This is a genomic window from Citrobacter sp. Cu096, assembly GCF_030332285.1.
Lineage (GTDB): Bacteria > Pseudomonadota > Gammaproteobacteria > Enterobacterales > Enterobacteriaceae > Citrobacter > Citrobacter meridianamericanus.
On record NZ_JAOWID010000023.1, the window covers coordinates 122,489 to 141,781 of the forward strand.

A 19,293-nucleotide genomic window follows, 5' to 3' on the forward strand; every position below is an offset into this window, starting at 1 on the left:
AACTATGAGCGGTCGTTGAACGCGTCCTTAAACCACTCAACATCATTTCCGGTGAAGGCTAACACATCGAACCGGCAATCCACAGTATCAAAGCTCCCATTGTGGCGTGCAAGCCACAAGCGGGCAGTCTGTAATAATTTGTGTTGTTTGCTCCGGGTCACACTCGCCGCTGCGCCGCCAAACTGGGCCGAGCGCCGATAGCGGACTTCAACAAAGACGGTGGTGTTGCCTTCACGCATTATCAGGTCGATTTCGCCGCCACGTTCACGCACGTTAGCGGCGATAAAATGCAGTCCCTTGCTCTGCAGCCAGTCACGCGCGGTGGATTCCCACGCGTCACCGGTCTGTTTACTCGTTAACTGGCGGGGACGACTTGTCCTTGCTGGTATTTGAGCCATGATAACTTCCTGTTAATCACACAATCCTGCGTTGCGGTTAAGGCCCCGGTGTTGCCGTTAATTTCGAAACCCTGTACCTGACGCATTTGCGAGAAGTGGTTGGCAAGTGACCAGGCATCGACGCCCATCGCGTACATACGCGCCAATGAGTAGTCATTACGCACTGCGCCAAGCGCTTGCTGCATGAGAGGCGCGTTAGCCCCTGCCAGCATCGGTATTTCGCTGTACTGCAAGCCTTCCATCTCCAGGCGGAAATCCGGGCCGGCAGTTCCCTGCGCGCTACGGGAGCTGGCGTACAGCGTTGCTCCGCTCTGGCTGCCGTTGCGCATAGCGATCATCGGCTTAATAAAGGCAATTTCTTCTGGCGTTGCCAGAATATACACGGCATCAACACGACCGCTGCCGCCGGAGATCTGCGCATCGGTGGGCGCAGCCGGAATCGTCAGGCCGCCAATCGTCACGCCAGGTTGCGCAGGCACAGAGGAAGCCACCGGGCTGCCCGTCAGGGAAATCCCCGAGCCGCCGTTGACGCCCATTTTCAGCTCGGCGGTGGAGCCGAACTTCTGTTGCAATACCACGCCGCCGCCCAGTTTTTGCCATTCCTGAGCAAAGGCATTGGCAACGCGATCGCCTAACGAACTGCGTGGGATCAACAGCAGCGGCGTTTGTTTGCCCTGGTCGTGGATGTGACGCGCGGCGTCGCGCGCTTCATCTTCTGGCGACAAAGCGAAGTAGCAGACGTTCGGCAGGTTTTTCACCGACTCCGGCTGATTAAGCGCCAGCACGTTTAATGGCGTGTTGCTTTTCATCAGCTCTTCAACATTGTTTTTCAACAGCGGACCAACCACGATGCTGGCGCCATCCTGTTGAACCTGAGTCAGGATCTGGTTCAGAGGCTGTGATGAGGTGTCGTAGATTTTCAGCTCTGCAGATGGATTCGCCGGCGCGCTGGCGGTTGTTGGCTGAGCGGGTGCTGTGGGCTGCGCAGCAGGTGTTTCTGGCTGTGCTGGCGTCTCATTAGTCAGGTCGCTGACAGACGCCTGAGAAGGGCTGGCAACACCGTCAGTTGTTTGCGGCTGCTCCGCAGTTGTCGCAGCTGTTGTATCCTCAGCAGGCGCAGCTACAGCAGGGATCGCTACGGGTTGAGTACCCATATTTTTCGCCGCTTCAAAGCCTTGCTGAATAGTCCGGCCAAATACAGCGGCCTGACCGTTCAGCGGCAGCAGCAGTGCAATTTTGCTGGTGGAGGCGGGCTTAAAGCTCTGCACGTTAACCAACTGCGTTGGCAGCATTTTTGCGCCAGGGTTTTGCGGATAGCGTTTCTGCCAGTCAGCAATACCGGCTTTCATCATGTCCGGATCGTTACGGTTATCGAACCAGACGCGCTGGAGATCCAGCCAGCCTTGCAGCACGTTTTCATCCGCATTGATAACCAGCGCCTGCGCTTGCTCCTGGGTCATGGATGACAGCGCCTGCCAGGTGGCGTCGATGTTTTTCTGCTTAGCATTCGCGGCCAGCAGCGGTTCCTGGGCGATCAGGGCGCGCAATAGCGTCAACGATGGGCGACCCTGGTTGACGTCGATTTGCGCCTGCCAGTATCTGGCCTGCTGGTTTTGATCGAAATCGGCAGGAGTAAGTTTATCCAGCAGGGCCTGAGCGCCAGCGATATCTTTCTGTGCGAGCTTGATTTCGACGGCCAGCAGAGACTGCTCACGACGCTGAGTATCGCTGAGTTTCTGCGGTAGCTGGTTGAACAGCTCGATAGCCTGCTGGCTCTTGCCTTCTTTCAGCAGTGCACGAATGGCGAGTAATTGCCAGTTGGTCTTGCTATCATCTGAGCTTTGCTGCATTTGTTGCAGATAAAAGCCGGAATCAGCCTGCGCAGTGCCCTGCATATGGGCTGCACTCTGGTCTGGCGCCTGGGTGCCACAGCCTGCGAAAATCAGTGCTGCCAGAATGACTGGTAGCGCGCGTGCGGCTTTCAAACGAGAAAATGTTGAGGGTACCATACTGTATCCAGTGATATTTTTTTACTCAATGCTCAATATTAAATCGGCAATACGGACGACACAATGAAACAACACGAATCGGCGGATAATTCTCAAGGCCAACTCTTTATTGTACCTACTCCTATAGGAAATTTGGCTGATATTACCCAACGAGCGCTCGAAGTTTTACAAGCCGTTGATTTGATTGCCGCTGAAGATACCCGTCATACAGGGTTATTGTTACAACACTTCGCGATTAACGCTCGTTTGTTTGCATTACACGATCACAATGAGCAACAAAAAGCGGAAACGCTGGTGGCGAAACTCAAAGAAGGGCAAAACATTGCGCTGGTTTCCGATGCCGGAACGCCGCTGATTAACGATCCTGGTTACCATCTGGTGCGCACCTGTCGCGAAGCGGGGATCCGCGTAGTACCTCTGCCGGGCCCTTGCGCAGCGATTGCGGCACTGAGCGCTGCCGGTCTGCCTTCAGACCGCTTTTGCTATGAAGGTTTTCTGCCTGCCAAATCGAAAGGGCGTCGTGATGCGATGAAAGCCATTGAGGCTGAACCACGTACGCTTATTTTTTATGAATCCACTCACCGTTTACTGGATAGCCTGGAAGATATGGTCGCCGTCTGGGGCGAATCCCGCTACGTGGTGCTGGCGCGCGAACTGACGAAAACCTGGGAAACCATTCACGGTGCGCCGGTCGGCGAGCTGCTGGCGTGGGTCAAGGAAGATGAAAACCGTCGCAAAGGTGAAATGGTGCTAATTGTTGAAGGGCATAAAGCGCAAGAAGACGATCTACCTGCTGATGCGCTGCGAACTCTGGCGTTGCTGCAGGCCGAACTGCCGCTGAAAAAGGCCGCCGCGCTGGCCGCTGAAATCCACGGCGTGAAAAAGAATGCGCTGTATAAGCACGCGCTGGAACAGCAGGTAGAGTAAGAGCGTCTGGATTGATCGCCAGTTTGTTGGAAGAAATGTCGGAAGAACGCGCTGAAAGCGTTGCAGCTAAAAGGCAAACTGCAACGCGTTGGCGCGACGAAACAGGGATGTGGCGGGTCTGTAAATTTTATTTATCAGGATCGGTGGAATTAAGCAGATAACGTTAGTTATCTGCTGGGGTTATTAATAACTTTTTTGCATCCGTTCTATTGCTTGTTCCAGCCAATATCGCTGTGTGCCAAAGTTAATTCTGATAAAGCGTTCACCATCCTGAACATAGTGGCTGCCATCTTCAATAATTACGCTAGCGCGATGGGCAAAATGGTTGACGACCTCGGTCGCCGTTTTGCCACCGCTGCTCACGTCTATCCATGCCAAATAAGAGGACTCGGGCGTCATCATCTTCCAGTCTGGGAAATGTGTATGAATTGCGTCGGCGAGGTAGTGGGAGTTGCCCCGCAAATAGCCATTCAGCGCATCCAGCCAGGGTAGCCCATGCTGGTAGGCCAGAATAATCCCCCAAACTCCAAACATATTAGGGGACGTGATGGAGTTCCTTTCCAACTGCTGGCGAAAGCGCTGGCGCAGGCGGCTATCCGGAATGATGGAATACGAGGTTTTCAGTCCGCCGAGGTTAAACGCTTTATTGGGTGAGGTGAGTAGGATCAGGTTATCCTGCGCCGTTGCACCCGGAGCCAGGCAACTGGTAAATTCCCCTTCAAGAAGGTGCTCGGCGTGAACTTCATCGACGACCAGAATCACGCCATAGCGTTGACAGAGCTCGGATACCTGGTGTATTTCAGCCTGTGTCCAAATTCTTCCCGATGGATTATGCGGCGAGCAAAATAACCACAGCTTAGGCCTGTGAGTTTTCAGCTGTGATTCAACCAGCGAAAAATCCAACTGATAGCGGTTATCCGTGGCCTGCAGCGGATTTGCCAGTACTGTGACTCCCTGTCGTTGCGTTGCCATGGCGAAAGGATCATAGACTGGCGTATTCATCATGACGCTGTCGCCCGGTAGGCAAAAGGCTTGCACGAGATAATGCAAGGTAGAAACGGTGCCGTAGGTGAGCGTTATCCAGTCGCGTTCAACGTTGACATGGTGGCGTTCACGCTGAAAGTCCACCACAGCGTCGTAAAACTGGTCGAAACAGTAGGTGTAGCCAAATGTTCCGTGGCTCACGATCTGCTGAAATCCGTCAATTACCGCCGGCGGTGAGGTAAAATCCATATCGGCGATCCATAAGGGGATGAAGTCCTCTTGTACCCGGCCAAAACGTGAACATACAAACTGATGATCCCACTTGCGGCATTTATCACTTTTCCGCTCAATGATTTTATCGAAATCGAACATGTCCAACCCCTATTTAAATTAAGGCTTCAATGCCTGTCTTGACGCTTTGTACCTGCGGTCCGATGATCACCTGCACGCTGTGTGCGTCGAGAACGACGACCGAAAGTGCTCCGGCGCTTTTCAGCGTTTGTTGATCGACCTTGCTCATATCTTTGACTACAAGGCGTAGACGGGTAATGCAGTTATCAAGTGAATCAATATTTTCCTTACCGCCAAGCGCATTCAATATTACGCCATGATCGTATTTCGATTTCCCGCGTGCTTTTGTATTAGAAGCAACGGCTTGCGCAGCGCCGTCGGTAGAATCTTCACGTCCCGGTGTTTTAATATCGTGTTTGAGTATGTACCAACGGAAAACCAAGAAATAAACAGTAAACCAAACGATACCAACCGGGAATAATAGATACCATTTCGTTGATGTGCCTTGCATCACGCCGAAAATAAGAAGATCTAGAATCCCGCCGTCAGTATTACCTATTGTTACCCCCAGGATTGCCATTACCATGAGTGCTAAACCAGACATAACGATATGGAAAGCATACAGTGCAGGTGCAATAAACAGAAATAAGAATTCAATCGGTTCAGAGATACCGGTAATAACCGAAACTAACACGCCAGAAAGCAATAGCCCTTTGATAATAGGGCGATTCTCAGGCTTTGCTGTACGATAAATAGCATAAGCTACAGCCGGAAGACCGAAAATAAAGGTCGGCATAAAACCCTGAGATAAAAATGCGGTTACGTGAGGGCTAAATGGTAGGCCAGCTTTTAGCTCGGCGTAGAAGATATTCAACGCGCCTGCAATTTCATGACCATTCACGATTTCTGTACCACCTGCGGGTGTGAAGCGAACCATCGCCAACAATATATGGTGCAGGCCGAAAGGTTTGAGCAGCAGTACACCGACTCCGTAGAGGAAGGGACCAAAGACGCTGGTACTTTGAATTATATGGCCGATTCCGGCGATGCCCATCGCTACGTAGGTCCAGAGCAACGGGATAGCAAGGCCGACAAGTGACAGAGTCAGGGAGGTAATAATAGGCACAAAGCGGATGCCACTAAAAAATGCAAAGGCATCATGTAACACCGTATCCTGAAATCGTTCATGTAGGAAGTAGGTAATTACGCCAGCAATGATGCCGCCCAAAACCCCCATCTCTAGCGTCTGTATACCCAAAACAACGGATTGCCCAACCTGTTTCATGGTTGCTGTATCCGCGAGTTGATGTGTCACTGTCAGATAATAATTGATGCTCATGTTCATCAGCATATAACCGATAAAGCCAGAATAAGCACCTACAGCCTTATTTCTTTTAGCCATACCTAATGGAATAGCTATAGCAAACATTACAGGTAAATAGGTAAATGCGAAACCACCTACCATAGCAATAAAACCAAAAGTTAATTGCGTTAGTTCCCCTCCAAGAAATGGAAAACTTTTTATAGTAGAGGGGCTGGTAATTGAACTCCCGACACCCAATAACAATCCCATAAATGCTAATAGCGATACGGGAAACATAAATGTTTTGCCAAGACTTTGGAAAAATTCCCATATCCGTGACTTAAACGACTTTTCCTGTGTCATGTAGAGTACTCCATTATTTTTATCAGTATAGTCATGAAGGTCATGAATATCTCATCATGACCTTTATAAATTGAGAGGTAAGTAGTAATTAATTTATTATTTATCTTGACCAATAATATATATTAACAATTTAATGTAGTTAGCAACTTTTCATATGAGCCACACACATTGATTTTGCTGCGCACCACTTCTTTCATTGCATCCATACCGACCCGCATGTAGTAGCGCGGATCGTTGCCCTGCGGATTTTCTGCAAACCATGCTTTGACCGCGTCGGCAAAGGCAATTTTCAGCTCAGTGGCGACGTTAACTTTGCACACGCCAAGCTCAATCGTACGGCGAACATATTCGTCAGGGACATCGCTTGCGCCATGCAGCACCAGCGGAATATCCACCACTTCACGAATTTCACCCAGGCGCTGGAAATCGATTTTAGGCGTTTTGGTGTACAGGCCGTGCGCAGTGCCGATGGCAACGGCAAGGCTATCAACGCCGGTACGCTCAACAAACCGTTTGGCTTCTAGTGGGTCGGTGAGGAAGGCGCTTTCGGCATCCACGCTCATGTCATCTTCAACACCACCGAGGCGACCTAACTCTGCTTCCACGCTGCAATCTTTGGCATGGCAAAAATCGACGACGGATTTCACCAGCTTTACGTTTTCCTCAAACGGGAAGTGGCTACCGTCGATCATTGCGCTACGAACGCCAGCATTCACTTTGTGTCGGATATCGTCCAGAGACTCATGATGATCGAGATGTAACGCCAGCGGCATGTCGTAGCTGGTGGAATAAGCGCTGCACAACGCATAGATCTCTTCCAGTGCAATATGCTTAAAGGTGCCTGGCGTTCCGGCGAGGATCACTGGCGATCGCATTTCATGGCACACCTCAAGGATTGCCTGGATCGTCTCGGCGTTGTGGATGTTGAAGGCGGGGACGGCGTAGCCCTTTTTTTGCGCATCCAGCAGAAGGTATTTTGTGGAAATAATGCTCATAAAACGATCCTCTTAGGCGTTCCAGGGGTGAATAACAACGCCCTGTACAACACGGTTCACTGTGCCACTGGCTGAAGGTGTATCCGGCGTATTACCGATATTGATGGATTGCGTCAAAGCAAAGACCTGGGCGTAGATCAGGAAGCAGAACGCCAATTCCATATCAATGAAAGAGCGTGCTGGCGGCAGCAAAATATGTGGACCCGCTTCAATCACTTCATGGGTTTGTGCGGAAATTGCGACCACCCGCAGTGCCTGCCGATCGCGGCGTAACTCTGCTAGCAAATCGAGGTCGTATTGACGTGTATAGGGATGACTGGAAACAAAGACTACGATCAGCGTTTCGTTATCAACCAGCGACTTTGGACCGTGACGAAAGCCGGTCGGGGAATCGTAGAATGCGGCCAGTTTACCCGCTGTCAGTTCCAGGACTTTCAGTGCCGATTCTCGGGCAGCTCCCTGTAATCCACCGCTACCGAGATAGACGATCCGTTTCCAGGGCTCATTGCCAAACACACCGTCGCTGAAATCGCCCAGTGAAGTCAGGATCGCCTGGCACCGATCGGCCACATCACTGAAGGTCTGACTGTTGATTTTCTCCGGGGCGAATACTGCCAGACAGCTGGCCATCATGGTGGTAATGCTGCTGGTCATGGCGAAACCACGGTCATGTGTTTCAGCAGGCATTAACAGAGCAAAAGCGTTGTCGCTTGCGACTGCGTTTTGATACAGGCTACCTGCTTCGTTGCAGGTAATTGGCAGGTGATAGCACTCAGGTACAAACTGATTAGCCAGCTCCACTGCCGCAACGCTTTCCGGGCTGTTACCTGAGCGAGCGAAAGAGACTAGCAACAGCGGATGCGAGGGATTCAGATAATCCATCGGATTGGTGACCAGGTCAGTGGTCGGAACAGCGCTGATGTTTTTTCCGGTATAGCTTGCCAGCCAGGGGGCAATGATGTCGCCAATGAATGCTGAGGTTCCTGCCCCGGTCAGTACGATCCGCAGATCGTTTTTGCGCAGCAATGGCGCGAGAAAGTTGTCAATGGCAGATCGAATGTTGTCGATATTCGTGAGGGATCGGATCCAACTGGCTGGCTGTTGACGGATCTCTTCTTCGGTCCAGGTGCCTGTTACCGCAGTAACAGAGGTATAGGTTTCTGGCATAACTTAAGTCCTTAGTCTCGTAAATTCCACATAAGACGCTGGCGAAAATGTCGCTATCTTTCGTTTCGTTTCACTTGTTCATCTTGTCGATTGATTAAAATCTATAGAAAAGAAATCGAAAGATCAATAATCCAAAATGAAATAAAACGAAATTTGTGATCGTGAGAACGAAGGTTGCAGTTATCTTGTTGATATATAATGAAGAGATTGATTGCAACGTGGATCGGTATTTCCACAAGCGAAAGGAAAAGAAAGGCCTTGCGATCGAAGACCGCAGGCCAACACGAGACAAAATGAAAGGTCAAAGGGGGAGAGCCTGACCCTGAATCCAGATCTGTTGTAAATGCAGCCCGCTATTAAGCGCGATCGCGTCGGCACGTTTTCCCACTGCTAACGATCCCAGGTGGCGATCGATACCCAACAGACGTGCGGGGTGGAGAGAGGCCATATGAATGGCCTCTTCTGCCGTTACCCCGGTGAGCTCGACCATATTACGTACGGCAGCATCAACCGAGAGCGTGCTACCAGCCAGGCCACCGGAAGCGGTACGCACAACACCACTGCACATTTCCACTTCCTCGCCACAGAGCGTATAGCGCCCGTCTGGCATTCCTGCAGCCTGCATGGCATCGGTGATCAGCACCAGCCTGTCTTTGGCGCAACAGCAGCAGAGCTTCATGGCCGCTGGGTGGACATGGTGTCCGTCAGCGATAAGTTCCAGCCAGGCGCGAGGGTCGGTTAACCCTGCGCCAACCATTCCTGGCTCCCGATGATGTAAGCCGGTCATACCGTTATAGCAGTGCACCAGTCCGTCAGCACCGGCGTCAAAGGCCGCGCGGGTTTGTTCCCAGGTAGCTGCGCTGTGTCCCAGCATCACCCGTACGTTGCGCTGCTTCAGATGTTCAATGGCCTGCAATGCACCGGGTTTTTCTGGTGCCAGCGCAACGACGCGCAATGTTTGCTGGGAAATCGCAATCAGTTCATCCAGTTCACTGAGTTCCAGTTCCCTGAAAAGCTCAGGCGGGTGCGCCCCTTTGTTCTGCGGGGTAAAGTACGGGCCTTCAAGATAACTGCCCAGCACCTGCGCGCCAGGTCCACCGAAATGGTAGCGATGCGCGATACGCTCCAACGCCTTGTGAATATCCGGTAGTGGAGCGGTGACGGTGGTGGGTAGCCAGTTGGCTACCCCTTCACGTGCTTTATGCATCGCCAGTTTGTTGAGCGTATCCGGTGCCTCATCCATCACATCGACGCCCGCGCCGCCGTGCACGTGGATATCAATGTAAGCCGGACAAAGCAGCTCTGCATCACGGGCCATAACGCCGGAGGGAATTGGCTCTATTTCTGCAATGATGCCGTCTTCAATGTGAATTTGATGATCGTCCAACCAGCCCCGTTCGGTCAGTAGACGTCTGGCGCGAAGTAGCTGTGTCATATCCCTTCCTCAACGGGCTTTTCCTCACGACAGCGTCCCAGTTCGTCCACCAGGCTAGTTAAACCACGATGCCCGCACTCCAGCGCTTGCAAGCGAAATTCTTCACTGCTCAGGCCATCGCGCTCCAGCACCATTTCCAGCAGTAGTTGCAGATTGGTGCCGGTGATCACCTCAGTGCCTTGCCTTTGCATAGCCAGCGTGGAAGCGACGCGAAACGGCGTTCCGCCTAACAGGTCTGTCAGAAACACGATGTCTTGCTGCGCATCCAGTTCACTCACCGCCTGTTCAAGCTGCGAGGTGAGTAAGGCGGTGGTTGAGGTTTCCGGAAAGTCGATGGCGATGAACTGTGATTGTTCACCCAGAATCTGTTTCATCGCTTTTTCCATTCCGCTGGCAAACCCGCCATGGCCCGTCAAAATAATACCTAACATCTACAACCCCTCGTATTTACAGGAAATGACAGAACTTGCCCACGACGCCGAGCACCACGGTAATGGCGATAAGGCGCAAAGGGCTCCAGCCACGACGGACCAGCCAGAACATGGTTAATGTGTAGACCAGCGGCAAAAAAGCAGGCATCAGCTTGTCTATAACATCCGTTTGCAGTTTCACAACCGCATCACCAGCCGTGATTTCCAGGGTAGTGCTCAGGCGAACATAGGTTGCAACCAGCGCGCCGATCACCGTCATCCCTACGATGGATGCCGCATGTCCAACCTTTTTGGTATTAGCTTTAATCAGCGGGATGGCAGCAACGCCCATTCGATAAGCATAGTGTGCTAAGCCAAAGCGCAGACCAAGATGAACCACGTTAAACATAACAATAAAGACAACTGCGCCAAGAATAGAGCCTTGCAGCGCCAGACTGGCCCCGATACCGCCGCAAATAGGCAATAACGTTAACCAGAACATGGCATCACCGATACCGCCAAGCGGCGCCCCGACGGCAATCTTAGTGCTTTGAATACTGTTCACATCCTGCTTCGAACGTTCCATCGCCAGGATAATCCCGATAACAAACGTGACCAGAAAAGGGTGCGTGTTGAAGAAGCCCATATGACCTGTCATCGAACGCGCCAGGTCGCGTTTATTGGTATGGATCTTTTTCAGTGCAGGTAACAAGCCGTACAACCATCCTGACGCCTGCATACGTTCGTAGTTAAAAGAGGCCTGTAACAACATTGAACGCCAGGCAACACGGTTGATATCTTTTTTTGTCAGCTCGGCACCGATATTCTGGTCTTCGTAGACGTTTTCGTTTGTGCCAGACAGCAGCGTTTCTTCGGTTTCGGAAACGTTCGGCAGAGTCGTTTGATTAGATGCCATCTTCGAATTCCTCTTTTTGTGCTGCAGGAGCTGTAGGTTCAGGTGATTTACGCAGAAAATCGATCAGCGCCATGGCTAGTGCAGCTGCGGCAATCGCTAGCACCGGGAGTTTGAGCCAGGCTGCTGCCACAAAACCCAGGATAAAGTAGGGGATATAGACGTTTTTCATCATGATTTTTAGCAGTACGGCGAAGCCGATAGCGGGCATGATGCCGCCTGCCACACCGAGGCCATCAATCAGACGAGCTGGCAGAACATCTATAGCGGTTTTGGCATGTTCCGCTCCAAAATAAATCGGCAGGAACGCGCATAAGAAGTAGAAGGTCCCCAGTGCGAGTAACGCCAGATAGTTGACCCGCTCAATCCCTGCGGTATCGGCATTCGCTGCCATGCGATCACACCGAGCCATCACCCCTGACATCACAGAGAACAGGAAGGTGATCCCCATCTGAACTGCTACGGCGAACGGTACCGCCACACCTACGGCAACTTCGGGTTTCACCCCGGTCGTTATGGCAAATGTGGTTCCTACTATGGTGCCGATAATCACGTTTGGCGGCTGAGCTCCAGCCAATGGAGCCAGACCCATCCACACCAGTTCCAGCGTCCCCCCTGTCAAAATACCGGTATGTAGATCGCCCAGAATCAAACCGACCAGCGGCCCGAGAACAACCGGGCGGTGCATATGCGTTAACCCGTTGAACATATCCAGCCCAGCAATAAAGGCGAGAATACCCAACGCAAAAGCCTGCAACAGACTGATTTCCATTGTGAATCCCTCAGAGAAGTTTATAGAGGTCCTGGGCGGGTTCTGTTGGAACGCCCTGAACGAAGCATTCCACCCCAGCGGCTTTTAGCCCGTTGAACGCCGTAATATCGGCAGCGTCTACAGAAACCGTTTTGGCGATTTGTTGCTTGCCGTTGGCGTAGTGCATATTGCCAACGTTGATGCGGTTAACAGGAACACCGCCTTCGACCAGACGGAAGAAATCCGCAGGTGATTTGCAGACCAGCAGAATTTTCTGGCGATCGGCGGCACGGTGAATATTGTCGATCACTTTTTGTAGCGACCAGAAGCGCACGGCGATCCCTTCTGCCAGTACCATTTCCATCAGGTTTTGCTGCACTGGGTCTTCAGCCACTTCATCATTGGCGACCAGCACCAGGTTTGCCCCCGCAAACCCAACCCATTGCACACCAACCTGACCGTGAATCAGACGTTCATCAATGCGACTTAATACAATGTTTGGCATGGTATTTTTTCTCTTTTTTGTTATGCGTTACGCTCTGAAGCACCCTGGCAGGCGCAGTGATATTGCTGCAGTATGTCCTGAATATGGTTAATGATGAGTTCTCGCGGTGTGGCGCTGAGATCTCCCTCGCGCACTTTTACGTACTGCAAGGGTAAATATTGGCTAATCAGCGGCAGTGGAATAGCGTCATCCGCCAGGTTGCGCACCAGCCGTTCGAATGCCTCATCAATATGGCTGTCTGGCCAGTAGTAACGAACCCGATCGGAGTAGCTATATCCGCGAGCCAAACGGCGTGCATTACCATCGCCGTGATAGTGGCTCTGCCAGTACTCTGGTCGATCAAGCATTACGCTTTCCAGCACATGTCGCAGGCCTGAACAGGCTTTTGCAGGCAGTAACTCTTCTTCAATCGCGGCCAGTGAAAACAGCGCTTCGCGCAGAGCGAAGGTCAACGCGGGTCCCACTTTCAGGATAGCGAAGTGATCTATCACAAGTTGGCGCAAAGACTGTGGTGTTTGGTAATCGGTAGAATGCGCTTCAAAAACCAGCGTGTCGTAGTCTTCCACCATTTTGCTGAGTGCCACGGCTTTCTGCGGTTGATAATCAATAATGTGCGTGTGATCGAATTCAACGCCAGGTTGCACTACCAGGGCGATGATACGCGGCCAGATACCTTCCAGACCGCGCTTTTCAAAGGCGTGATAGTGAGCCTGCAGCGTTGCGCGTGCGGCATCGGGGGTTGTTACCGCCAGGTCGGTTAACGTTTCGTGGGCGCCGCCTGGAACCGGCACTTCTGTGCCAATCACATAGACCAGATCCGACTCGCCAAAATGTGCCATACAGGTTTCTTCGGCTACTTTTGCCAGACGCGCGGCGCGTTCCGCGACGATGTCATCTGTCAGTGGAACCGGGTCGTTAGCACAAGACATACTGCAATCGAGGTGGATTTTTTTAAAACCTGCAGTGACATAGCTTTTGATCAGATCGTCAGCGTTGGCCATTGCCTGTTCTGCAGGTAGATTTTGCCAACGGTTTGGTCCGAGATGGTCTCCACCGAGAATAAGCATATCCTGAGAAAAATTAAGCGAGTCAGCTAAATGGCAGACAAAGCTGCGAAAATCCGCTGGTGTCATACCCGTATAGCCGCCAAACTGGTCAACCTGATTAGAGGTTGCTTCGATCAACAGCGGTGTATGGTTTGCATGGGCGTAGCGTATTGCTGCTTCCAGTACGATTGGATGCGCGGAACAAACGGCATAAATACCGTTTGCCTTCCCCCGTTTATGCTGCTCGACCATTTTAGTTAGATGTTTCACTTTCCTCTCCAGGTCAGATAACTTCGACATCAATCTTTCGTTTTGTTTCATTTAATACTGCATCATGGTGTTATAAAAATAAAACGAAAGATAATGGTTTTCCGATCTGTTTCACAAAAGAAACGCAATGAAAGGTTTCAGCGTAAGTTCGTCTGGCTCTTCCCTGCTTGCGGGGCTTGCATTCGCGTAAAAGAAAGGCGTTAATAGACAAAACGAAATAAAACGAAAGGTTCAACTAAAGGATTTCTTATGAGTAACACCGAGTCCTCTGCAGACAAGCGCGTTATTGGCACCAGCGAAAGACGTGAGCAGATCATCCAGCGGTTACGGCAGCAGGGAAGCGTTCAGGTTAACGATCTTTCCTTATTTTTTGGCGTCTCCACGGTCACTATTCGCAACGACCTCGCCTTTCTGGAAAAGCAGGGGATTGCGGTACGTGCCTATGGCGGAGCGCTAATATGCGAGAGCAATGCGCCTGTTGTGGAGCCTTCTGTTGAAGATAAGAGTTCACTTAATACGGCAGTAAAACGCAGTATTGCCAGAGCCGCCGCAGAGTTAATTCAACCGGGGCACCGCGTCATCCTTGACTCCGGCACCACGACCTATGAAATTGCCCGCCTGATGCGCCAGCATACCAACGTCATTGCCATGACCAACGGTATGAATGTCGCCAATGCGTTATTGGAAGCTGAAGGGGTTGAACTGCTGATGACCGGTGGCCATTTGCGTCGTCAGTCGCAATCGTTTTATGGCGATCAGGCTGAGCAATCGCTACAAAATTATCACTTCGACATGCTGTTCCTTGGCGTTGATGCGATTGATTTGGAGCGTGGTGTTAGCACGCATAACGAAGATGAAGCGCGTCTCAACCGTCGGATGTGTGAAGTGGCTGAGCGCATTATCGTCGTTACCGACTCGACGAAGTTTGACCGCTCCAGTCTGCATAAGATCATTGATACTCAAAGGATCCATACCATCATTGTTGATGAAGGCATCCCAGAGGAGAGCTTGCAGGAGTTACGCCGCAGCGGTGTTGAGGTGATCATTGTAGAGTAGTCCCACTCTAAAATTCAAAAATGTGATCCCACACAATTAAACAAAAATAAACCATAAGCGAGCTTTTTCAGAGGCTCGCTTTCGTTTTTTTGCAGACTTCCCGGCTCTTTCTGGCATCCCCCCATTTTTATCCTTTTCGTTTTTTCGTTTTTCTTTATTTCGATTTGTTAAAACGAAAGGAAATAATCGGTTTTGGTTAAATTAAACACTGAGTCTGTGCGCACAAATTCCCCTTAGTGCTTCTGATGTAATATATTCAAAAGAAAACGAAAGTGCTAAAGCGCTAAAACAAAACAACATGAATATTTGATGGAGCAATAGAAATGCTGGATAACTTAAGACGTCGCGAGCAAATAATTGATTTGCTGTGCGATCAGGGGAGCGTTCGTGTCGAGCCACTGAGCGTCCATTTTGGTGTGTCATCGGTCACGATCCGCAACGACTTACGTTATCTGGAGCAGAAGGGATGCGTTATGCGCTCCTATGGTGGGGCGGTTCTCAATCAGCACTTTGCCCTTGATCGGCCTCTGCAGGATAAGGACCGGCTGAACCGCGATGTGAAATCGCGAATTGCCGAAAAAGCGGCCAGCTTTGTGAAAGATGGTGACACGTTAATACTCGATTCCGGATCGACCACTACCCTTATTCCTCCCATGTTAAAAAATCGCCGCGATCTGGTGGTGATGACCAATGCGCTTAACATTGCCTGGGAACTGGCGAATTTTGAGCGCGTAGATGTCATGATTCTTGGAGGGAATGTCAGGCAAAGCGTCTACTCATTGTATGGTCCTTCAGCAGAACACCAGCTCAGACAATATCGGTTTGATAAGCTTTTTTTAGGCGTTGACGGATTCTGTCTGGAAGCGGGGATTACCACGCCACATCCGGGAGAAGCGCATCTGAATCAGGTAATGTGTGAAGTTGCGCAGGAGGTCACGGTGGTCGCTGACTCCAGCAAGTTTGGCCGCAAAAGTTTCTGTATGATTAGCGAAATCAGCGGGATTGACCGGGTGATTACCGACAGCGGGATCCCAGAAAATTACCACCGGACGTTAATCCAGCTTGGGGTGGATGTGGTGATTGCGGATGAATAAATGAAATTGCTGGCGAGATTCCCCCGCCAGCAGTTTTTTAGTGGGTCTGCGTACCCTGTTCAACCAGCAGCAATGCGGCACCGCGAACCCCGCTGGATGCGCCATGGATGGCCGGGAATACGCGGGCAGGTTCTAATCCCGGGAACAAATAACGTGACATGGCCTGCGGCAGCAACGTATAAATTTCTTCGATGTTGGAAACCCCACCGCCGAGAACAAAAGCATCGACATCCAGAATCAACTGCAATTGCGCCAGCGTACAACCTAACATATCTATCCATGCTTCTACGGTGGTGACGGCGCTGGCATTGCCATGACGATAGCGCTCCAGCAATGTCTCCATTTTAAGCTGTTCACCACTGAAGTGTTTGTGGAGCCAGAGTAAACCGGGGCCAGATTGATAGCGTTCCAGGCACCCTTGTAAGCCACAGCCGCACTTCAGTTCCGGCAAGTGATAACGACGCATAAATGTTGCTGGAAGCGGTAAATGGCCAAACTCACTGGCCATTCTGTTGCGGCCCCGATACAGCTGACCGTCAATGACTAACCCTCCACCCATGCCGGTGCCAATAATGGCACCAAAAATTCTGGAGAACTGGCGAGCCTGCTGGGTATGGGCTTCCGAGAGTGCAAAACAGCAGCAGTCATTGTCCAGTTCAACCGAACGATTGAGGCGATGGGCCAGATCGTTCATCACCTGGCGTCCAGTCAAGCAAGGGACGTTAGATGACAGTAACTTTCCGGTATGTCTGTCCATAAGGCCGGGCATGCCGATGCCAATTTTTCCTTGCGTTCCTGTCGCCCAGTCGGCGGTATCAATAAGTGAAGTAAAGGTCGAAAGAAAGAGTTCATAATCCTGGACTGGCGTGGCGACGCGCTTGCGCCAGCAAACCTGCATTTCCTTATCAAAAGCGACAATTTCAGTTTTGGTTCCACCAATATCAACACCGTAAAACATGCCTCATCTCCTCCGGCTTCACAGCGTAACCAGACAGTTTTCCTTGCGAGCGCGCTCTGCGGCAAAGACCATTAAGTGGCTTTCCAGTGACTCATCCGGGCCGGAAAGGATCATATTTTGATCCTTAGCCATCACTGCGTGGATAAAGCGATCCATCAGGTAGTAATCGCCACCGCTATGCCCCCCCATCTGGGTTTGCGTCCCTGCGGCGATCTCCTCTATTTGATGTACTGTCTCTTTATCTGTCAGGAAATCAAACACACGGATCTGTTCGCCGTCACCTTCCAGATAACCTTTGGTACCAAAGAGACGTGTTTTTCGATCTTCCATTTTGGTAAACGCGGTCATGGTAAAGGTCACTGTCTGTTGGTGGGCAAAACGTAAGTTAACAACCTGATGATCCACCACATCATTATCACAACGATAAACGCAACGACCATAAGGCCCATCGCGCAGCGCCTGGCGAACATTCTCTTCGTTGGGGTCTGCAGTCAGTACCCGACGGAAGTGTGGAGTGCATTTGTGGTTTTCACCCAGATAAATTTTGCAGGCTGACCAGGGGCAAGTTGCTTCAACCTGACAATCAAGGCAGCGATCGTTGGCGCCAGCAGGCTGATTCTCTTTCACAAAGTGACTCAGGCTGCCAAATGATCCCACGTCCTGGCAGTTGTCGCCCATGATGTAGCGGATCCAGTCCAAATCATGACAGGATTTCTGTAACAACATAAATGACGATTCTGCTTCATTGCGCCAGTTACCACGTACAAACGAGTGTGCCTGATGCCAGTAACCTACGGGTTCGAGATGCTGCATGCTGACAATATCGCCAATTACGCCATCATCAAGCAGCGATTTCAGCTTTTGCGTATAGCGGGTGTAGCGCAGAACGTGGGCGACCGCCAGTAATACGTTGTTGCGTTTGACCGCATCAATAATGATCCGGCAATCTTCTGGTGTAGGGGCGAGCGGTTTTTCCAGCAGAATGTGATAGCCGAGATTGGCAAACGCTACGGCTGGATCTTTGTGCATATTATCCTGGGTGCAAATAAGTACTACGTCGGCCATTTTGGGTTGGGCCGCAGCCTCTTGCCAGTCGCAAAATACGTTGTTTGGGGCAATCTTATGCTGTGCGACAAACTGCTGGCGATATGCCTCTCTGGGCTCAGCAACGCCTACCACCTGCATTCTGTCTGGATGTTCAAGCGCATAGCGAGAATATATTTCTCCGCGCGCACCAGCCCCTACCACTAATACGGTTACTTTATTCGCACACATATAAACCTCTCATTTTTCACTTAGCCTGAATAACGGTCAGGCCAAATTTTCTTCATGTTTTTTATCAAACAAAAAGGCGGCTTCCAGATTAAATTTCACTTTGATAGATTCGCCAGGAAGAGGGTTCCAGTCGGGGGTGGAGTTAATACGTAAGATCATATGTTGTTCACCAATATCAAAATGCAGAAGGTCTTCGTTGCCCATCCTTTCTACGTTGGTAATGTGCGCATCGAACGCAGAGACGTCATGCTGCGAGGCTAACTGAATGGCCTCTGACCGGATGCCGAACCAGACGCTGGAGTGCGGGTATTGCTCCAGTAGGTTACTCAAGCGTGTATTCAATGGCAGGATTAAATTATCAGCCAGGCGGAGGCCACGAGCGCCGGGTTCAATATCAAGCAGCAGGATATTCATTGCCGGATTGCCAATAAAACCAGCAACAAATTTATTCCTGGGATGATGGTAGATATTTCCTGGGGTATCCACCTGCATAATACGACCGCCATTAAGAACGCAAATTCTGTCTCCCATCGTCATCGCTTCAATCTGATCGTGCGTGACGTACACCATGGTTGCGCTCACGCCTTCGTGACGCAGTTGTCGATGCAGTTCTGTCAGCCGCACGCGCATTGAAACACGCAGCTTTGCATCCAGGTTGGAAAGCGGCTCATCAAATAAAAAAACGTCTGGCTTACGCACGATAGCCCTGCCAACGGCAACGCGCTGACATTGACCGCCCGAAAGTTGGCCGGGCTTTTTATCGAGTAATGTCTCTATTTCCAGCTTGTGTGCAGCTTCCCGTACGCGGATATCAATCTCTTCTTTGCTCATTTTCCCTAACAGACTGAATGCCATATTTTTATAAATCGTCATGTGGGGATAGAGGGCATAATTCTGGAAGACCATGGCAACGCCTCGCTCCTTTGGTAGCAGGTCGTTGACGCACTTCTCTCCGATTGCTATATGACCATGAGTGATATCTTCCAGACCTGCAATCATGCGCAGCAGCGTTGATTTGGCGCAGCCTGATGGCCCGACAAACACCATGAATTCGCCGTCGTGGATTTCAAGATCAACGCCATGGATCGCCTGAAAGCCATTGGGATAGACTTTGCTTACTGCCTGTAATTGAATACCTGACAT

18 protein-coding genes are annotated in these 19,293 nt (G+C 50.9%); 3 read left to right on the forward strand and 15 right to left on the reverse strand.

Translation table 11 applies throughout. From position 1 onward, the window contains the following. Window positions 1-2: 2 nt before the first annotated feature. Both OGX99_RS09530 and OGX99_RS09535 read right to left on the reverse strand, forming a co-directional pair. Window positions 3-398, reverse strand: coding sequence for a YraN family protein (locus tag OGX99_RS09530; RefSeq protein WP_016157561.1), 396 nt, complete (start codon window positions 396-398; stop codon window positions 3-5). Continuing rightward, window positions 356-2,407 carry a penicillin-binding protein activator gene (locus OGX99_RS09535; RefSeq protein WP_286543322.1) on the reverse strand — a complete coding sequence of 684 codons (2,052 nt, stop codon included), beginning with the start codon at window positions 2,405-2,407 and terminating at the stop codon, window positions 356-358. Before OGX99_RS09535 ends, OGX99_RS09530 begins: the two co-directional genes overlap by 43 nt. Before the next feature lie 63 nt (window positions 2,408-2,470). Here OGX99_RS09535 and rsmI point away from each other — a divergent pair, with 63 nt between their 5' ends. Then, window positions 2,471-3,334 carry a 16S rRNA (cytidine(1402)-2'-O)-methyltransferase gene (gene rsmI, locus OGX99_RS09540; protein WP_151217843.1) on the forward strand — a complete coding sequence of 288 codons (864 nt, stop codon included), beginning with the start codon at window positions 2,471-2,473 and terminating at the stop codon, window positions 3,332-3,334. Window positions 3,335-3,517: 183 nt separating this feature from the next. Here rsmI and OGX99_RS09545 read toward each other — a convergent pair whose 3' ends face one another. From OGX99_RS09545 to kbaZ, 10 genes are all read right to left on the reverse strand, one after another. Then, window positions 3,518-4,690 (reverse strand): MalY/PatB family protein, encoded by a 1,173-nt coding sequence (locus tag OGX99_RS09545; protein WP_278238581.1) that lies wholly within the window; start codon window positions 4,688-4,690, stop codon window positions 3,518-3,520. A 13-nt stretch (window positions 4,691-4,703) separates the two neighbouring features. Continuing rightward, complete coding sequence (gene malX, locus OGX99_RS09550; protein WP_151217841.1) at window positions 4,704-6,275, reverse strand: maltose/glucose-specific PTS transporter subunit IIBC; 1,572 nt, start codon at window positions 6,273-6,275, stop codon at window positions 4,704-4,706. A gap of 122 nt (window positions 6,276-6,397) precedes the next feature. Then, window positions 6,398-7,270 carry a tagatose-bisphosphate aldolase subunit KbaY gene (kbaY, locus tag OGX99_RS09555; protein ID WP_252838719.1) on the reverse strand — a complete coding sequence of 291 codons (873 nt, stop codon included), beginning with the start codon at window positions 7,268-7,270 and terminating at the stop codon, window positions 6,398-6,400. A gap of 12 nt (window positions 7,271-7,282) precedes the next feature. Beyond that, the gene (locus OGX99_RS09560) at window positions 7,283-8,437 is read right to left on the reverse strand and encodes an AgaS family sugar isomerase (RefSeq protein WP_151217840.1); all 1,155 of its coding nucleotides are present in this window, start codon (window positions 8,435-8,437) and stop codon (window positions 7,283-7,285) included. Window positions 8,438-8,738: 301 nt separating this feature from the next. Continuing rightward, a complete protein-coding gene (gene nagA / locus OGX99_RS09565) occupies window positions 8,739-9,872 on the reverse strand; it encodes an N-acetylglucosamine-6-phosphate deacetylase (protein WP_187260116.1) in 1,134 nt (377 codons plus the stop codon). Then, the gene (agaF, locus tag OGX99_RS09570) at window positions 9,869-10,303 is read right to left on the reverse strand and encodes a PTS galactosamine/N-acetylgalactosamine transporter subunit IIA (protein ID WP_151217838.1); all 435 of its coding nucleotides are present in this window, start codon (window positions 10,301-10,303) and stop codon (window positions 9,869-9,871) included. The genes nagA and agaF overlap by 4 nt, the downstream gene beginning before the upstream one ends. Before the next feature lie 16 nt (window positions 10,304-10,319). Next, entirely contained in the window at window positions 10,320-11,198 is an 879-nt protein-coding gene (agaE, locus tag OGX99_RS09575; RefSeq protein WP_149692148.1) for a PTS N-acetylgalactosamine transporter subunit IID, read from the reverse strand. Then, entirely contained in the window at window positions 11,188-11,967 is a 780-nt protein-coding gene (agaW, locus tag OGX99_RS09580; RefSeq protein ID WP_151217837.1) for a PTS N-acetylgalactosamine transporter subunit IIC, read from the reverse strand. The genes agaE and agaW overlap by 11 nt, the downstream gene beginning before the upstream one ends. Window positions 11,968-11,977: 10 nt before the next feature. After that, window positions 11,978-12,451, reverse strand: a complete 474-nt coding sequence (gene agaV / locus OGX99_RS09585; RefSeq protein ID WP_003024925.1) for a PTS N-acetylgalactosamine transporter subunit IIB — start codon at window positions 12,449-12,451, stop codon at window positions 11,978-11,980. A 20-nt stretch (window positions 12,452-12,471) separates the two neighbouring features. Then, a complete protein-coding gene (kbaZ, locus tag OGX99_RS09590; protein ID WP_151217836.1) occupies window positions 12,472-13,797 on the reverse strand; it encodes a tagatose-bisphosphate aldolase subunit KbaZ in 1,326 nt (441 codons plus the stop codon). Between the two features lie 219 nt (window positions 13,798-14,016). On the opposite strand from kbaZ, the gene OGX99_RS09595 reads away from it, so the two are divergent. Together OGX99_RS09595 and agaR are read left to right on the forward strand one after the other, a co-directional pair. Further along, window positions 14,017-14,823: a DeoR family transcriptional regulator gene (locus OGX99_RS09595; protein ID WP_187253315.1), complete on the forward strand. Its 807-nt coding sequence runs from the start codon at window positions 14,017-14,019 to the stop codon at window positions 14,821-14,823. Window positions 14,824-15,146: 323 nt separating this feature from the next. After that, window positions 15,147-15,917, forward strand: a complete 771-nt coding sequence (gene agaR, locus OGX99_RS09600) for a transcriptional repressor AgaR (protein WP_151217835.1) — start codon at window positions 15,147-15,149, stop codon at window positions 15,915-15,917. 37 nt (window positions 15,918-15,954) lie between these two features. Here the strand turns inward: agaR and OGX99_RS09605 are convergent, their stop codons facing one another. Genes OGX99_RS09605 through OGX99_RS09615 form a run of 3 tightly spaced genes read right to left on the reverse strand, consistent with a single transcriptional unit; the run spans window position 15,955 to window position 19,293 of the window. Continuing rightward, a complete protein-coding gene (locus OGX99_RS09605) occupies window positions 15,955-16,875 on the reverse strand; it encodes an ROK family protein (protein ID WP_187253314.1) in 921 nt (306 codons plus the stop codon). Window positions 16,876-16,893: 18 nt separating this feature from the next. Further along, window positions 16,894-18,150, reverse strand: a complete 1,257-nt coding sequence (locus OGX99_RS09610) for a Gfo/Idh/MocA family protein (protein ID WP_286543332.1) — start codon at window positions 18,148-18,150, stop codon at window positions 16,894-16,896. A 36-nt stretch (window positions 18,151-18,186) separates the two neighbouring features. Next, on the reverse strand, window positions 18,187-19,293 hold the full coding sequence (locus tag OGX99_RS09615) for an ABC transporter ATP-binding protein (RefSeq protein ID WP_187253312.1): 1,107 nt from the start codon (window positions 19,291-19,293) through the stop codon (window positions 18,187-18,189).

Bases quoted from the DNA above. Each gene is read 5' to 3' on its own strand.
- OGX99_RS09535 (WP_286543322.1), bottom strand. From the start codon at position 2,407: ATGGTACCCTCAACATTTTCTCGTTTGAAAGCCGCACGCGCGCTACCA.
- OGX99_RS09530 (WP_016157561.1), bottom strand. From the start codon at position 398: ATGGCTCAAATACCAGCAAGGACAAGTCGTCCCCGCCAGTTAACGAGT.
- OGX99_RS09595 (WP_187253315.1), top strand. From the start codon at position 14,017: ATGAGTAACACCGAGTCCTCTGCAGACAAGCGCGTTATTGGCACCAGC.
- agaV (WP_003024925.1), bottom strand. From the start codon at position 12,451: ATGCCAAACATTGTATTAAGTCGCATTGATGAACGTCTGATTCACGGT.
- nagA (WP_187260116.1), bottom strand. From the start codon at position 9,872: ATGACACAGCTACTTCGCGCCAGACGTCTACTGACCGAACGGGGCTGG.
- agaW (WP_151217837.1), bottom strand. From the start codon at position 11,967: ATGGAAATCAGTCTGTTGCAGGCTTTTGCGTTGGGTATTCTCGCCTTT.
- agaF (WP_151217838.1), bottom strand. From the start codon at position 10,303: ATGTTAGGTATTATTTTGACGGGCCATGGCGGGTTTGCCAGCGGAATG.
- malX (WP_151217841.1), bottom strand. From the start codon at position 6,275: ATGACACAGGAAAAGTCGTTTAAGTCACGGATATGGGAATTTTTCCAA.
- kbaZ (WP_151217836.1), bottom strand. From the start codon at position 13,797: ATGTCGAAGTTATCTGACCTGGAGAGGAAAGTGAAACATCTAACTAAA.
- rsmI (WP_151217843.1), top strand. From the start codon at position 2,471: ATGAAACAACACGAATCGGCGGATAATTCTCAAGGCCAACTCTTTATT.
- OGX99_RS09610 (WP_286543332.1), bottom strand. From the start codon at position 18,150: ATGTGTGCGAATAAAGTAACCGTATTAGTGGTAGGGGCTGGTGCGCGC.
- OGX99_RS09605 (WP_187253314.1), bottom strand. From the start codon at position 16,875: ATGTTTTACGGTGTTGATATTGGTGGAACCAAAACTGAAATTGTCGCT.
- OGX99_RS09615 (WP_187253312.1), bottom strand. From the start codon at position 19,293: ATGTCAGGTATTCAATTACAGGCAGTAAGCAAAGTCTATCCCAATGGC.
- agaR (WP_151217835.1), top strand. From the start codon at position 15,147: ATGCTGGATAACTTAAGACGTCGCGAGCAAATAATTGATTTGCTGTGC.
- kbaY (WP_252838719.1), bottom strand. From the start codon at position 7,270: ATGAGCATTATTTCCACAAAATACCTTCTGCTGGATGCGCAAAAAAAG.
- OGX99_RS09545 (WP_278238581.1), bottom strand. From the start codon at position 4,690: ATGTTCGATTTCGATAAAATCATTGAGCGGAAAAGTGATAAATGCCGC.
- agaE (WP_149692148.1), bottom strand. From the start codon at position 11,198: ATGGCATCTAATCAAACGACTCTGCCGAACGTTTCCGAAACCGAAGAA.
- OGX99_RS09560 (WP_151217840.1), bottom strand. From the start codon at position 8,437: ATGCCAGAAACCTATACCTCTGTTACTGCGGTAACAGGCACCTGGACC.